The 13,971-nt window shown below is 73.1% G+C and carries 15 protein-coding genes; 9 read left to right on the top strand and 6 right to left on the bottom strand.

What is annotated here, in order from left to right:
* Positions 1–191 precede the first annotated feature (191 nt).
* Positions 192–1,052, top strand: a complete 861-nt coding sequence (locus tag ACLB9X_RS22855) for an Fpg/Nei family DNA glycosylase (protein WP_410362243.1) — start codon at positions 192–194, stop codon at positions 1,050–1,052.
* A gap of 78 nt (positions 1,053–1,130) precedes the next feature.
* On the opposite strand, the gene ACLB9X_RS22850 is transcribed toward ACLB9X_RS22855, so the two are convergent.
* Positions 1,131–1,802, bottom strand: a complete 672-nt coding sequence (locus tag ACLB9X_RS22850; protein WP_410362242.1) for an anti-sigma factor family protein — start codon at positions 1,800–1,802, stop codon at positions 1,131–1,133.
* Between the two features lie 159 nt (positions 1,803–1,961).
* On the opposite strand from ACLB9X_RS22850, the gene ACLB9X_RS22845 reads away from it, so the two are divergent.
* From ACLB9X_RS22845 to ACLB9X_RS22825, 5 genes are all read left to right on the top strand, one after another.
* Entirely contained in the window at positions 1,962–2,789 is an 828-nt protein-coding gene (locus ACLB9X_RS22845) for a LytR/AlgR family response regulator transcription factor (RefSeq protein ID WP_410362241.1), read from the top strand.
* 147 nt (positions 2,790–2,936) lie between these two features.
* Positions 2,937–3,206: a hypothetical protein gene (locus ACLB9X_RS22840; protein ID WP_410362240.1), complete on the top strand. Its 270-nt coding sequence runs from the start codon at positions 2,937–2,939 to the stop codon at positions 3,204–3,206.
* Positions 3,207–3,586: 380 nt separating this feature from the next.
* Positions 3,587–3,967: a hypothetical protein gene (locus tag ACLB9X_RS22835; protein ID WP_410362239.1), complete on the top strand. Its 381-nt coding sequence runs from the start codon at positions 3,587–3,589 to the stop codon at positions 3,965–3,967.
* A 2-nt stretch (positions 3,968–3,969) separates the two neighbouring features.
* Positions 3,970–5,703, top strand: coding sequence for a cation acetate symporter (locus tag ACLB9X_RS22830; protein ID WP_410362238.1), 1,734 nt, complete (start codon positions 3,970–3,972; stop codon positions 5,701–5,703).
* Positions 5,700–6,926, top strand: coding sequence for a sensor histidine kinase (locus tag ACLB9X_RS22825; protein ID WP_410362237.1), 1,227 nt, complete (start codon positions 5,700–5,702; stop codon positions 6,924–6,926). Before ACLB9X_RS22830 ends, ACLB9X_RS22825 begins: the two co-directional genes overlap by 4 nt.
* 71 nt (positions 6,927–6,997) lie before the next feature.
* On the opposite strand, the gene ACLB9X_RS22820 is transcribed toward ACLB9X_RS22825, so the two are convergent.
* Positions 6,998–7,513 (bottom strand): hypothetical protein, encoded by a 516-nt coding sequence (locus ACLB9X_RS22820; RefSeq protein ID WP_410362236.1) that lies wholly within the window; start codon positions 7,511–7,513, stop codon positions 6,998–7,000.
* Between the two features lie 85 nt (positions 7,514–7,598).
* Positions 7,599–8,216 (bottom strand): sigma-70 family RNA polymerase sigma factor, encoded by a 618-nt coding sequence (locus ACLB9X_RS22815; RefSeq protein WP_410362235.1) that lies wholly within the window; start codon positions 8,214–8,216, stop codon positions 7,599–7,601.
* 361 nt (positions 8,217–8,577) lie between these two features.
* Here ACLB9X_RS22815 and ACLB9X_RS22810 point away from each other — a divergent pair, with 361 nt between their 5' ends.
* Positions 8,578–9,432, top strand: a complete 855-nt coding sequence (locus tag ACLB9X_RS22810; RefSeq protein WP_410362234.1) for a polysaccharide deacetylase family protein — start codon at positions 8,578–8,580, stop codon at positions 9,430–9,432.
* A gap of 47 nt (positions 9,433–9,479) precedes the next feature.
* Here the strand turns inward: ACLB9X_RS22810 and ACLB9X_RS22805 are convergent, their stop codons facing one another.
* The gene (locus ACLB9X_RS22805) at positions 9,480–10,151 is read right to left on the bottom strand and encodes a class F sortase (protein ID WP_410362233.1); all 672 of its coding nucleotides are present in this window, start codon (positions 10,149–10,151) and stop codon (positions 9,480–9,482) included.
* Positions 10,152–10,431: 280 nt separating this feature from the next.
* Positions 10,432–11,403, bottom strand: a complete 972-nt coding sequence (locus ACLB9X_RS22800; RefSeq protein WP_410362232.1) for a hypothetical protein — start codon at positions 11,401–11,403, stop codon at positions 10,432–10,434.
* Between the two features lie 51 nt (positions 11,404–11,454).
* Between ACLB9X_RS22800 and ACLB9X_RS22795 the strand changes: the two genes are divergently transcribed.
* Positions 11,455–11,610, top strand: coding sequence for a hypothetical protein (locus ACLB9X_RS22795; protein ID WP_410362231.1), 156 nt, complete (start codon positions 11,455–11,457; stop codon positions 11,608–11,610).
* 109 nt (positions 11,611–11,719) lie between these two features.
* Here ACLB9X_RS22795 and ACLB9X_RS22790 read toward each other — a convergent pair whose 3' ends face one another.
* Complete coding sequence (locus ACLB9X_RS22790) at positions 11,720–12,235, bottom strand: hypothetical protein (RefSeq protein ID WP_410362230.1); 516 nt, start codon at positions 12,233–12,235, stop codon at positions 11,720–11,722.
* A gap of 503 nt (positions 12,236–12,738) precedes the next feature.
* Here ACLB9X_RS22790 and ACLB9X_RS22785 point away from each other — a divergent pair.
* Positions 12,739–13,731: an SCO0930 family lipoprotein gene (locus ACLB9X_RS22785; RefSeq protein WP_410362229.1), complete on the top strand. Its 993-nt coding sequence runs from the start codon at positions 12,739–12,741 to the stop codon at positions 13,729–13,731.
* Positions 13,732–13,971: the final 240 nt, after the last annotated feature.

Genomic DNA, 13,971 nt, shown 5'->3' with positions numbered 1-13,971 from the left:
CGACGGTGCAAGCCAGTGGGCGAGGAGGGGGTCGATCTCCATGCTGTAGACCCGGTCCTCGCCGACGCTCGGACGGCGCCGCCGCCACCGCCGCCACCGGTGAGGAGGTGTGGCAGTCCCTCGCGTATGACACCCGCGCGCGACGGGCCGCACTTGGTGCGGTGGGCCGCCCCGTGCGGCAGGGTGGAGACATGCCCGAACTGCCCGAGGTCGAAGCACTCCGAGAGTTCCTCGACGGCCATCTCGTCGGCCGCCGGATCGCCCGTGTCATGCCCGTGGCCGTCAGCGTCCTCAAGACGTACGATCCGCCGCTGACCGCGCTCGAGGGGGCCGAGGTCACCGCCGTCGACCGGCACGGCAAATGGCTTGACATCACCGCCGCCGGCCTGCATCTCGTCGTCCATCTCGCCCGCGCCGGCTGGCTCCAGTGGAAGGACGAGTTCCCCGCGACGCCACCCCGGCCGGGCAAGGGGCCGCTCGCCCTGCGCACGGTGCTGACGGACGGCGGCGGCTTCGACCTCACGGAGGCGGGCACCACCAAGCGCCTCGCTGTGCACCTCGTCCGCGACCCCGCCGATGTGCCCGGCGTGTCCGCGCTCGGCCCCGACCCGCTCGCCGACTCCTTCGACCGCGCCGCCTTCGCCGCGGCGCTCGCGGGGGAGCGGCGCCAGGTCAAGGGCGCGCTGCGCGACCAGAGTCTGATCGCCGGCATCGGCAACGCCTACAGCGACGAGATCCTGCACGCCGCCAAGATGTCGCCCTTCAAACCGGTCCACAACCTGGACGAGCACGAGACCGACGTGCTCTACGAGGCGCTGCGCACCACGCTCTCCGAGGCCGTCGCACGCTCGCGGGGCGTGGCGGCGGGGCGGCTCAAGTCCGAGAAGAAGAGCGGGCTGCGGGTGCATGGGCGCACCGGGCAGCCGTGCCCGGTCTGCGGGGACACCATCCGCGAGGTGTCGTTCAGCGACTCGTCCCTGCAGTACTGCCCCACATGCCAGACGGGCGGGAAGCCGCTCGCCGACCGGAGGCTGTCGCGCCTGCTGAAGTGACGGCGTTCCGTCGCCTTCCCGTGTCCCGCTGCCCGCCTCCCGGGCAGCGCCGCGCCCGACGCGCGGTACGCCCCCGGCTCACCCCCCGATCGAGAGCAGCCGCTCACCCCGGTCGCCGCGTACCTCCCAGCGGCCGATCTCCCCCGTGTGCAGCCCGGTGGTCCCCTCGATGTCCAGCGGCCCCGCGTACCCCGGACCGTCGGCGACGCCGTACCCGCCGGCCGGCACCCACCAGCTGAGCACCGGATGCTCCACCCCGTCCTTGCCGATCGCGATGAGCCGGCACGTGCGCGGCCCCGGCAGTCCCGCCAGCCGCATCGCCACCGACGTCCCCCACGTCCGGTCCTCCAGGGCCACCGACGCCCGTACGCCCGTCACCGGGTCGGCCGCCACGACCCGCACCGGCTCCGCCCGTCCGCCGCCGTCCTCCGCCGCGACCACAGCGGCGGGCAGGCCGACGATCAGCACGGCCGCCGCGACCGCCAGCCGCAGCCGCCGGCGGCGGGCGCTCCGCTGTTCCAGCGCCACGCGCTGGGTGAGCCGGTCCAGCAGACGGGGCGAGGGGCGGGCGTCGGTACGGGCCGGACCGGCGAGTTCGGCCACGGCCCGGGCGACGGCGGTGAAGTCCGAGAGCCGGACCGCGCACATGACGCACTCGGCGAGATGCTCCTCGAAACGGAACGCGTCGGCGGGTTCCAGGACGCCCAGCGCATAGGCGGCCACATCCTCGTGCGGCTCCTGGCGGCTCATCGGGGGGTCCTCGATTCCTCGTGTTACGGGCGGTCACCCTGGAATACGCAGCAGGAAGTCGCCGTGCTCAACCCGTCGGCCGGCCACCGGACGCGATCGCGAAGACGTACGGAAAACGGGGCGTGGTCGTCGCTTCCGGCCGCGCCTACACTCCGCAGCATGCTGCGCGTACTGGCTGTCGACGACGAGAAACCGGCGCTCGAGGAACTGCTCTACCTCCTGCGGGCCGACTCCCGGATCCGCAGCGCCGAAGGAGCCACCGACGCCACCGAGGCGCTCCGGCGCATCGGGCGGGCACTCGAAGCGGGCCCCGACAGCGACGACGCCATCGACGTCGTCTTCCTCGACATCCACATGGCCGGGCTGACCGGGCTCGACGTCGCGCGGCTGCTCGCCGGCTTCGCCAGGCCGCCGCTGATCGTGTTCGTCACGGCGCACGAGGGCTTCGCCGTGCAGGCCTTCGACCTCAAGGCCGTCGACTACGTCCTCAAGCCGGTGCGCAGGGAACGGCTCGCGGAGGCGGTCCGCAGGGTCCGGGACCTGATCGTCCCGCGGCGCGACACACAGCGCCCCCAGCCCGTGCCGGCCGCGCCGCCCACAGTGGTGCCGGGGCCGGGACCCGAGCAGATACCCGTCGAACTGGGTGGTGTGACCCGTTTCGTACCGGTCGACGACATCACCTACGTCGAGGCCCAGGGCGACTACGCGCGGCTCCACACCTCCGAGGGCAGCCACCTGGTCCGCATCCCGCTGTCCACGCTGGAGGAACGCTGGGCGTCGCGCGGCTTCGTACGGATCCACCGGAGCCACCTCGTCGCCCTCGGCCGCATCGACGAACTCCGCCTGGACGCCGGGACGACGACCGTCCGGGTGGGCACCGCCGAGCTGGCGGTCAGCCGCCGCCACGCGCGCCAGCTGCGCGACCTGCTGATGCTCCCACGAGGCCCCAGGGGCTCGGGCGGACACACTGCCGGAGCCCCGGACTGACCGTTCGGCGGCGGCGCGGAGCCGTTCGTCGCAGGCGGCGGGCCGTACGGCGACGGACGCGGCCCGCTGGGCGAGGCACCCCCCGCCGGCCTCCCGCACCGCGCGCAGCGGACCTAACCTTGATCGCGCCGGGGGAGAAGGGGCCTGATGTCCGACATCGAAGCACTGCTGGACGAGTTGAACGGACTGCCGTCGGCGCGTCCCTCGGGCCCGGCCGAACTGGAGGCACTGCTCGCCGCCGCCCGCAGCGCGGCCGGCCGCTGGGCGGACGTGCTGGAGGACATCCGCGAGGCGTCCAGGGGCCTCGCGGGTCCCCGTACCGAAGCGGCCCTGGAGGTGGCGTTCCGGCGGGCGGAGGAGTCGTACGTGGAACTGGAGATCGCCCTCAGCGCCTGCACGGGCCCGCGCCCGCACTGACCCGCAGCCGCCCGGCCCCGGCGACAACGGAGACCCCAGGGGCAGGCCCCGCCTCGCGCCGGGCCGTGCCCGTGACCCGTCGGGCGTCGGCAGGTCGTCTGTCGCGCAAGGCGTGTCCGTGGCCCGTCGCGGATCGGCAGGCCCCGCCTCGCGCCGGGCCCCGTGCCGCCGCCCGGCCGTGCCCGCAGGGACCGGCACCCGTTCGCCGCGGCCGCCGCCCCTGAGGGGAGCCGAGTCGGCCCAGGTGACGGAGCAGGCGCGCTACCGCGCCAGCGCGGGCCCGCGCCCGCACTGGCCTCGCCCCTACCCACCGTGATCGCCGCTGCGTAGACTCCCCATCCACCCGCCTTCGCCGAAACAGACGCTGGAGCGGACGGACGATGTCAGCAGAGCAGCCCCCGCGCCGCGAGGTGGTCACCGGGGTGCCGCGGGCCACGCGGCGGCCCCCCGGTCACGCGCCCGCACGGTTCGAGATCAGCGAGCAGACCACACTCGGCACCACGTACGTCCGCTCCCTGATGCGCAGCCAGCTGCGGGCCGCCCTCGGCGCCCTCGGCGCCCTCGTGCTCCTCGTCGGCACGCTGCCGCTCCTGTTCGCCCTGCCCGCCGTGCTCGGCGGATCGCCGGACTCACCGGCCCCGTTCGTCTGGGCCGCCCTCGGCTTCGGCGTTTACCCCGTCATGTGGCTGACGGCCCGCCGCTACGTGCGCCGGGCCGAGCGCAACGAGCGCGACTTCACCCGCCTCGTCGAAGGCCGTTGACCGTGAACCAGACCTACGCGGTGGCCGCGGTCACCGTCGTGGTGCTCGCCACCGTCCTCATCGGCGCGCTCGGCCTGCGCATCTCCCGCACCACCTCCGACTTCTACGTCGCCTCGCGCACGGTCAAGCCGGGCCTCAACGCCGCCGCCATCAGCGGCGAGTACCTCTCCGCGGCCTCCTTCCTCGGCATAGCCGGACTGGTCCTGCTCCAGGGCCCGGACATGCTCTGGTACCCGGTCGGCTACACCGCCGGCTACCTCGTCCTCCTCGTGCTCGTCGCCGCCCCGCTGCGCCGCTCCGGCGCGTACACGCTCTCCGACTTCGCCGAGGCCCGCCTGGAGTCCGCCGCCGTCCGCAGGCTGGCGTCCCTCTTCGTCGTCGGCATCGGCTGGCTCTACCTGCTGCCCCAACTGCAGGGGGCCGGGCTGACCCTTCAGATCCTCACGGGTGCGCCGGACTGGCTCGGCTCGCTGGTCGTCGCCGTCGTCGTCACCGGGGCCGTCGCCGCCGGCGGCATGCGCAGCATCACCTTCGTGCAGGCCTTCCAGTACTGGCTCAAGCTGACCGCCCTGCTGGTGCCCGCGCTGTTCCTCGTCGCCGCCTGGGCGGGCGACGACGCGCCCCGCGCCCGCTTCGACGCACCGGCCGTGCTCCGCGAGGACACCGACGTCCGGATCGGCGACACCGTACGCGTCGAGCTCGACGGACCGCTCACCGTCCGCGTCACCGGCGCGGTCGACGACATGCGCCACCACGGCGAGAAGGTCACCCTCGGCGAGGGCATCCACCGCATCGAGGCGGGGACCGTGCTGCGCCTGCCGAAGGGCGCCGAGGTGCCCGAGCGGACCGGCTCCGGCACGGACCCGGTCAGCTGGTCCCAGCCCCTGTCCGGCGGACGGGACGGCTACCAGCTGTACGCGACGTACGGCCTCATCCTCGCCACCTTCCTCGGCACCATGGGCCTGCCGCACGTCGCCGTCCGCTTCTACACCAGTCCCAACGGCCGCGCCGCCCGCCGCACCACCCTCGTCGTGCTCGGCCTGATCGGCGGCTTCTACCTGCTGCCGCCCGTCTACGGCGCCCTCGGCCGCATCTACGCGCCCGAACTGGCCCTGACCGGTGCCGCCGACGCGGCTGTGCTCGTCCTGCCCGAGCGGATGATCGGCGGCCTCGCGGGGGAGCTGCTCGGCGCACTGCTGGCGGGAGGCGCGTTCGCCGCCTTCCTGTCTACGGCCTCCGGGCTCACGATGTCGGTGGCCGGGGTCATCAACCAGGATGTCCTGCCCTCGCGAGGCGTCCGGCACTTCCGGCTCGCGACCCTGCTCGCCATGGCCGCGCCGCTGGGCCTGTCCGTGGTGACGAGCAACGTTCCGGTGGCCGACGCGGTCGGACTCGCCTTCGCCGTCGCCGCGTCGTCCTTCTGCCCGTTGCTCGTGCTGGGCATCTGGTGGCGCCGGCTCACCCCGCCCGGCGCGGCCGCCGGCCTGGTCCTCGGCGGCGGCTCGGCCCTGACCGCGGTCATGGCCACCCGGGCGGGCCTCGCACCGGACGGCTGGCCGCACACGCTGATGGCGTGGCCCGCGCTGTGGTCCGTACCGCTCGGCTTCCTGACGATGGTGGCCGTCTCGCTGGCCACCGCGCGCCACATACCCGCCGGCGCCGCCGCGATCCTCGCCCGGCTGCATCTCCCGGAGGACCTCGCCGGCCGGCCGCAGCCCGAAGGAGCGGAGCGATGACCGGTACACAAGCGGCAGCACTGGCCGTGGCGGGCGCCCTGCTGCTGGCCGTCGGAGTGGCGCTGGGCCTCGCCCTCAGGGCCGGTGCCCGGCGCGGCGTACGGCCGGACCTCGACCTCGGCACGCCCGTCGAGCACGCCACCTTCCACACCCTGCACACCGCCTCCCTCGCCGCCCCGCCGCTGCGCGCGGGGCTGACGGAGGACACGGCGCGCAAGGCGGCCAGGCGCCTGCGTTCCCTGCTCGGCACCGAGGCGCTGTCCCTGACCGACCGCGACCGCGTCCTCGCGTGGGACGGGCCGGGTGCCGACCACCACGAGCGGCAGGTGATGGTGCGGGTGGCGCAGGTGCTGGAGTCGGGGCGCAGCCAGAGCGTGCACGGCGACTGCGAGGACCTGGAGTGCCCGCTGCGCTGGGTGGTCATCGCGCCGCTGACCGGAGAGGAGGGGGTGCTCGGCACCCTGGTGGCCTACGGTTCCAGGGAGTCGGCGGTGCTGGTGCGGGCGGCGACCGAGGTCGCCCGCTGGGTCTCCGTCCAGCTGGAACTCGCCGAACTGGACCGCTCCCGCACCCGGCTGATCGAGGCGGAGATCCGCGCCCTGCGCGCCCAGATCTCCCCCCACTTCATCTTCAACTCGCTCGCCGCGATCGCCTCGTTCGTCCGGACCGACCCGGAGCGTGCCCGGGACCTCCTGTTGGAGTTCGCCGACTTCACCCGCTACTCCTTCCGCCGGCACGGCGAGTTCACCCACCTCGCGGACGAACTGCGCTGCATCGAGCAGTACCTCGCGCTCGCGGGCGCCCGCTTCGGCGACCGGCTGAAGGTCACGCTGCAGGTGGCCCCCGAGGTGCTGCCGGTGACCCTGCCGTTCCTGTGCCTGCAGCCCCTCGTCGAGAACGCCGTCAAGCACGGCCTGGAGGACTCCCGGCACGAGTGCCGCATCACGATCGCCGCCCAGGACGCGGGCTCGGAGGCGACGGTCACGATCGAGGACGACGGGGTGGGCATGGACCCCGACGAGCTGCGCGCGATCCTCGCGGGGGAGCGGTCCACCTCGTCGGGCATCGGGCTGCTGAACGTCGACGAGCGGCTGCGCCAGGTGTACGGCGACGACTACGGGCTCGTCATCGAGACGGCCGCCGGAGCCGGCATGAAGATCACGATCCGGATCCCCAAGTACCGTGCGGGCGTGCACTCATCGGCGGGACGGCGCGTCGACTGAGGCCGTCCGGCCGTGGCGCGGTCCTCACCACCAGTGGATCGCCGGACGCGGTGGATTGCCGGACGCGGCCCTCACCACAGGTGGATCGCCAGATGGCCCAGCGGCAGTCCCAGCTGCCAGGCCGGGGTCCACACCTTGCTCCCCTCGTCCACGCCGGGGGCGAGCGGGAGCGCCGGATGCCAGGGCTCCAGGTCCCCGAGGTCGGTCGCGAACAGTTCGGTGGTGCGCAGCCACTCCCAGGCGGCGTTCGCGAGCGCCAGATCGGGGTCCGGGCCGCAGTGCCGTTCCCGGGCGGCCCTGGTGGCAAGCCGTTCCTCGACCCACTCCTGCCAGGGGTGTCCGTACGAGGTCAGCGACAGCCACTCGTCGATCGTGGACGCCGAGCGCACCGCCTCCGGCGCTCCCGGGCCGTCGCACAGGTGGATCGTCAGCGCCAGGGTCCGGCGTCCCGCCCGGAACTCCAGTGAGCCGTACTCGACGAGCGCGCCGGCCCGCAGCATCTCCTCGGCCGTGTACTCGGCGCACAGCCACGCCATGGGGACCGAAAGTCCCGGTCCCCCGGCGCCGTTGGCACTCTCGCGCTGCACGCCTCCCACCCACTTTCCTCTCGACCGCGTCCGGGGTTCGATGACGAGCCTCCACCGTCCAAGACGGCCGGGGGCCCTTCTTTGCTCAACTCCGGCGTGACGTTTGGCATACGGACACGCCGTGGTCGTGGTCCGTGTGCACGGAGTGCGGCACCGGGGCCGGCGGGGCGGACGGGACGGCGCGCCTGCTGTAGCCCGGTAGGGACCTGGCGAGGGCGCGCAGTGCGTAGTACGAGCGCGACTTGACCGTCCCCGGCGGGACGCCGAGCGCCTGTGCGGCCTCGTTCACGCTCAGCCCGAGGAAGTAGATCTGCACGAGCACGGCGCGGTGCTCGGGGCTCAGGGAGCCGATCGCGGCCCGGACGTCGAGGGCCAGGGCCGTGCTCTCGGTCGGGTCCGCCGGGTCCGGTGTGGTGGCGAGGACGCCGTCGCCGATCTCCGTGGGGCGCGCGAGCCGGGAGCGCCGCGCGTCGATGGCGAGACGCCGGCCGACGGTGAAGAGCCAGGGCCGCATCGACTCGTAAGGGCCCTCGAACGCCTCTGGGTGCTGCCACGCGCGCACCAGCGTCTCCTGCAGCAGGTCCTCGGCACGCTGCTGGTCCCCGTAGGTGAGGCCGAGCAGGAAGCTCATGAGGGCGGGACCGTGGTCGCGCTGCAGCTCCGCCATGGCACGCTCGTCGGTCGTCGCGGTCGCCGTTGCCATCGCCAAACACCCTTTCACCCGTCGGTCGCTGCCACGTGCCGTATCCGAACGCATCCGGGCGCACAACGACAGACGCCGCACCGCGGTCGTCGACGAACGGTCGCACCGAGCGGCGAGTGGTGCGGCGAGCGGTCGGCCGGACGGCTACGGCCGTCGCCCGGCGGCGGACGGCACGGTGCCGGACGCCCGACCGCCCTCACCCGCCGCGTGCCGTCGGCCCCCCGCGCCCGAACGGCCGACGACGCGCCCCGGCGGCGGCTCTGCCGCCCGCCGGGCCGGGCACTGGTCCCATCGGGTCATTCCGCCCCGCAACACGGTGTCGCTCAGTTGCCCGGGGCAGCAGCCGTGCGAGCCATGGGCCATGGACAAGGACCAGCTGCTCCGTGGACGCCGCTCGGTACTCCGCCTCGCCGCCGGCCTCGGCGGTGCCGCCGTCGTCGGCGGGCTGTTGGACGGCGAGCCCACCGCATCCCGTCGCACCACGCCCCCGCCCGCTCCCGGCCCACCCGGCCGCGCCGCGGGCCCGCAGGCCGCGGCGTGGCCGCCGCAGGCGTCGTCCTACCGTCTCCAGCCCATGACCGCCTACTTCCCCGGGAGTCTGAGCCGTGCGGTCCCGCCGGTGCGTACGAGGCCCTTCCTCAAGGTGCCCGCGATGGACCGCACGATGGTGCTCACCTTCGACGACGGGCCGGACCCCCGCTACACCCGTGACGTCCTCGCGACCCTGCGGGAGCACGGCGTGCCGGCGATGTTCTTCGTCTGCGGGGCGATGGCGACGCGCGAGCGGGATCTGCTGCGGGAGATGACCGACGACGGCCATGTGATCGGCAACCACACCTGGTCCCACCCGCTCGTCCCCAGCCTGGCGCCGCACCGGGTCCGCGCCGAACTCGCCAGGACCAGCGAGGTCGTCGAGAAGACGGTGGGTGCGGCACCGCTCTGGTACCGGGCGCCCTACGGAGCGTGGAACCGGCACAGCTTCGAGATCGGTGCCGAGCTCGGCATGGAACCGCTGGCCTGGACTCTGGACACGCTGGACTGGACGACACCCGGCACCCGCACCATCGTCCGGCGTGTACTGGACGGCGCGGCCCCGGGGGTCGTCGTGCTCTCCCACGACGCGGGCGGCAACCGCTCCCAGAGCGTCGCGGCCCTGCGTACCTACCTGCCGAAGCTGCTGGAGGAGGGCTACCGCATCACCGTCCCGCGCCGCTGAGCGCGGCGGCCGGCCGGCCACGGCCCGTGGCCGGCAACGGCCGTCCGTCAGCGGGTGCTGACCATACGCGCGAACACGACGACGTTGGCGTCGTAGCCGTGCGCCTTGGAATAGCCGCCCCCGCAGGTGATGACCCGCAGCTCGGGCGACCCGGTGTCGCCGTAGACGCGGACCCCGGGGAAGTCGTTCTTGGCGAACACCTCCACGCCGTACACCTCGAAGACGGCCGTCCTGCCGTCCAGCCGCGGCACCTCGACCACATGCCCCGGCTTCACCGAGCCGAGACCGTAGAACACCGCCGGGCCCGCCTGGTTGTCGACATGCCCGACGAGCACGGCGGTGCCGCGCTGGCCGGGAGCCACACCGTTCTGGTACCAGCCCGCGAGGTTGGGGTCCTGGGGAGGCGGTGCTGCGATCCACCCCTTCTCGTCCAGGCCCACGTCCATGATCGGGGCGTCCACCTTGATCGTGGAGACGCGCACCCGGGCAGGAGGCGAGTACGGCAGCGGTTCGAGCGGCACGGGCAGGAACGTTTCACCTGCGTGTTTGCCGAGCGACGCGGCGACCGCGGGCTGCGGGGGCCCGATCCCGACGTCGATACCGTTCCTCATCAGCGCGATTCCGCTGAGCATGACGAGGGCCAGCACGCCCCAGGGCGAGCGTCGTCTCGGCTCGGAGCCGTAGATGTCCTGGCCCGTGGTTCTCCCCTTTGTGCGCATGCGGTCACGCTAAGCGCGTCCGGCCGGCGCGGCGAGAAGGGAAAGGCGAACGGGTGGCGGACCCCTCGGCATGACCCATCCGAGTAATCGATGGATAATAATCCTGACGGTCTGTGACCTGCGAATCCGTCAGGGGACGGGTCTCGGCACGGCGTGTCGGCTCACCGGGGTGGACCAAGGCCGAAATGCGTCGTACATCACCTGCAATGAGGGTTCGTCATGGAAGGCGTCCTCGTCGAATCTGCCGGAGCGCCGCTCCGGAGCGTCTTCCGCTGGAGGTTCAACCATGCGTGCTACACGCGCTCTCGCGGCGACCGCGACCGCCTTCGCGGCCGTCGGGCTCTGCGCTCCGCTGGCCGCCGCCGGCGGTGGCGACGGCCCGAGGAACGTCCATGTCAGCCCGTCCGCGGTCTTCCCCGGAGGCATCCTGACGATCAGCGTGGACGGTTGCCACCGCGGTGGCGTCGTCCGCTCGAATGCCTTCCCCGATGCCGTGCTCTCCCTCGGCGGCGACGGCGGCGACCGCGGCGGTGGTCGTGGCGGCGACGGTGGCGGCTTCCGTGGCGGTGACGGTGGCGACCGTGGCGGTGGTCGTGGCGGTGACGGCGTGAACCGTGGTGACGAGGGGGGCAACCGCGGTGGTGACGGCGGTGGCCGTGGTGGCGACGGTGGCGGCCGTGGCGGCGACGGCGGTGGCCGTGGCGGTGACGGTGGCAACCGTGGTGGCGACGGCGGCCGTGGTGGCAACGGTGGCAACCGTGGTGACGAGGGGGGCAACCGTGGCGGCGACGGTGGCCGTGGCGGTGACGGCGGCAACTTCGGCGGCGACGGTGGCGGCCGTGGTGGCGATGGGGGCAACTTCGGCGGCGACGGCGGTGGCCGTGGTGGCGACGGCGGCAACTTCGGCGGCGACGGTGGCAACCGTGGTGACGAGGGGGGCCGTGGCAGTGACGGCGGCAACCGTGGTGACGAGGGGGGCCGTGGCGGTGACGGCGGCAACTTCGGCGGCGACGGTGGCCGTGGCGGTGACGGCGGCAACCGTGGTGACGAGGGGGGCAACCGCGGCGGCGACGGGGGCAACCGCGGTGGCGACGGGGGCAACCGCGGTGGCGACGGTGGCAACCGCGGTGGCGACGGTGGCAACCGTTTTGGCAACAACGGCAGCCGCAACAATGACTACCTGGGCGGTGACCAGGGCAGGGCCACCGCCACGGCCCGTGTCCGCAACAACGCGGCGCCGGGCACGTACCACCTGACGGTCCGGTGCAACGACAGTTCGAGGACCGCCAGTGCTTCGTTCACCGTGCTCCACGCACGCGGAGCGGCGGGCGGTCTCGGCGGCTCGATCGGGCCCACCGACGCCGAGATGGCAGTCGGTGCCGGCCTGGTCGCCACGGCGGCCGTCGGCGGCAGCGTCTTCATCGTCCGCCGCCGCCGCACGGTCAGCGGGCAGGCCTGATCGGCCGAACCTCCCGGTCCGGCCCAACCGCCCGTCGCCCCGAGTCCTGCTCAGGACTCGGGGCGACGGGCGATTGGGTGCGGCGGAAGAAGAAGGCGCCGGCCGCCCATCAGTGACGGCGGTCGGCCGAGCGCCTGCGGACGACGAAGACGGTCGCCGTGGTGGCGGCGGCGACCAGAGCACCGCCCGCCGCGATCTCGGCGATGCGCACGTTCCTGAAGCTGCCGCCCAGGCCGCCGCCCACACCCGACGGGGTGACGATCGTGGTGGAGCCCGTGGTCGGTGTGGAGGTGCCGCCGGAGATCCGGAGATCGAGGGTGCCGATCCTGCCGATGCAGTTGAACTGGACCGAGTACACGGCGCCCGGACGGGCGTCCCAGTCGACCACGGCCGTGGCCGAGCTGTTCTGGGGAATGGTGACGGTGTCGAAGACACCGGACGTCACGGTGGTCGTGCTCGGGCAGCCGCCCGCGGTCAGGGTCACGCGGCCGCCCGCGGCCACGGTCGAGGGCGTCACACGGAAGTCGTACGGCGTGTTGTTGACGGCGAAGGCTGCGGTGGGAGCGGTCAGGGCGAGTGCGGCCGCTCCGAGCAGAGCGGCGGACGCGGCACGTATCGCGCGCATGGGCGGACCTCCGGGTCCCCGAGGAGCAGTAGCGGAACCGTTTCCGCACAGGTCGGGGAGTGCTCCTCGGTCACCGAAACGCTAAGAGCGGCGTGGGACGGACGCGATCGATGTAGGGCAAGTGGGTGATGATGCTGCGCCGGACGGGGGAGATGTCCGGTGTATCGGCATGTCGGTGCCGGCCCGGGACGGGAAAGGCGTCGGCGCTGCCGTCAAGGGGAGCGCGGAGTGCGCGCAGATGCGCGCGCCACCGGACCGCATCCGCCGGGACATCGGCGCGAGTGACGCAAGAGGTGCAAGGTTCAGTTGGGTTCAAGCCATTTCCGTGCGGCCGGACTGGGCGGAATTCACCTGGTGCCAACGGTATTCCCCCCTTCGTGTCCGCGCCGCCTTCGAAGATTTTTCCCCGCGCATTGAACAGGGGCCGCTCTCCTGTCCGTACCTAGGGCCATGAACGGCGCCCCCAGGCGCCGGAACCGGCTTGAAGAACTACGGGAGTGGACATGAACACCTGGCGGAACGCCTCGCTCGCGGTGACTGCGGCGGCCGTACTCGCGCTGACGACGGCGTGCGGTCAGGACCAGGGCACCGAAACCCCCAACGGCCAGGCGGTGGGCGCCGCGAACCCCGCGCAGCCCGGCAGCGGAGGCTACGGAGCGGACGCCGGATACGGCGCCGGCGCCGGTGCCGGGGCGGAAGCGGCCGAGGCGAAGCCCGCGGGCCAGCTCGCTGTCTGGGAGAGCAAGGACCTCGGCAAGGTCGTCACGGACAGCGCGGGCTTCACGCTCTACCGGTTCGACAAGGACACCGCCAAGCCGCCGAAGTCCAACTGCGACGGCGACTGCGCCAAGGCGTGGCCCGTCGTGGCCGCCGACGGGGCGACCGCCGCGCCCGGTGTCGACCCGTCCCTGCTCGGCGAGGTGACCAGGGAGGACGGCACCAAGCAGCTCACCATCGACGGCTGGCCCATGTACCGCTACGCCAAGGACACCAAGGCCGGCGACGTCAACGGCCAGGGTGTCGGCGGCACCTGGTACGCGTCCGCCCCGGACGGCAAGAAGGCGGCGCCCGGCGGCGGCGCGGAGGACGGCGGCGCGGAGGACGGCGAGGCCGAAGGCGGTGAGGCGGCGGACCTCGCGGGTCTGTCCGTACGCAAGGACCCCAAGCTCGGTGAGATCGTCGTCGACAAGAACGGCATGACCGTCTACCGCTTCATGAAGGACTCGGCCTGGCCCATGAAGACGGCGTGCACCGGCGAGTGCCTGGAGAAGTGGCCCGTCGTCGAGCCCGTGGACAAGAACGACATCGAGGGAATCCTCGAGAAGGGCTTCGTCACCTTCGACCGGCCCGACGGAATCAAGCAGCAGACCATCGACTGCTGGCCCATCTACACCTTCTCCGGCGACGCCAAGCCCGGTGACACCAACGGCCAGGGCGTCGGTGGCACCTGGTACGCCGTGTCGCCGGAGGGAAAGCCGGTCGGAGCGCCCAAGTAGTCCCCCACATCGCGCCTCCGACCCGGGGCCTTCCTCGGGGGAAGGCCCCGCCGGCCCGCCTCGCACCCCCAGGGTGTGACGGCGGGCCGGCCGCATGTGCGGGCCGACCTTACCGCCGTCCCGTGACGAACGGTCATGACACGTGTACATGACGACGACGTGTGACCAAGAACGGACCGCTAATTTCCGTTTGGGCTCGCCCTCTTGGCGGGCGATCAGTAGCCTCGGCTCGAACGCTGG

The organism is Streptomyces sp. 5K101, assembly GCF_046506645.1.
Lineage (GTDB): Bacteria > Actinomycetota > Actinomycetes > Streptomycetales > Streptomycetaceae > Streptomyces.
The sequence above is the reverse complement of the archived record's forward strand: the minus strand, read 5'-3'. Positions and strand labels throughout refer to the sequence as shown.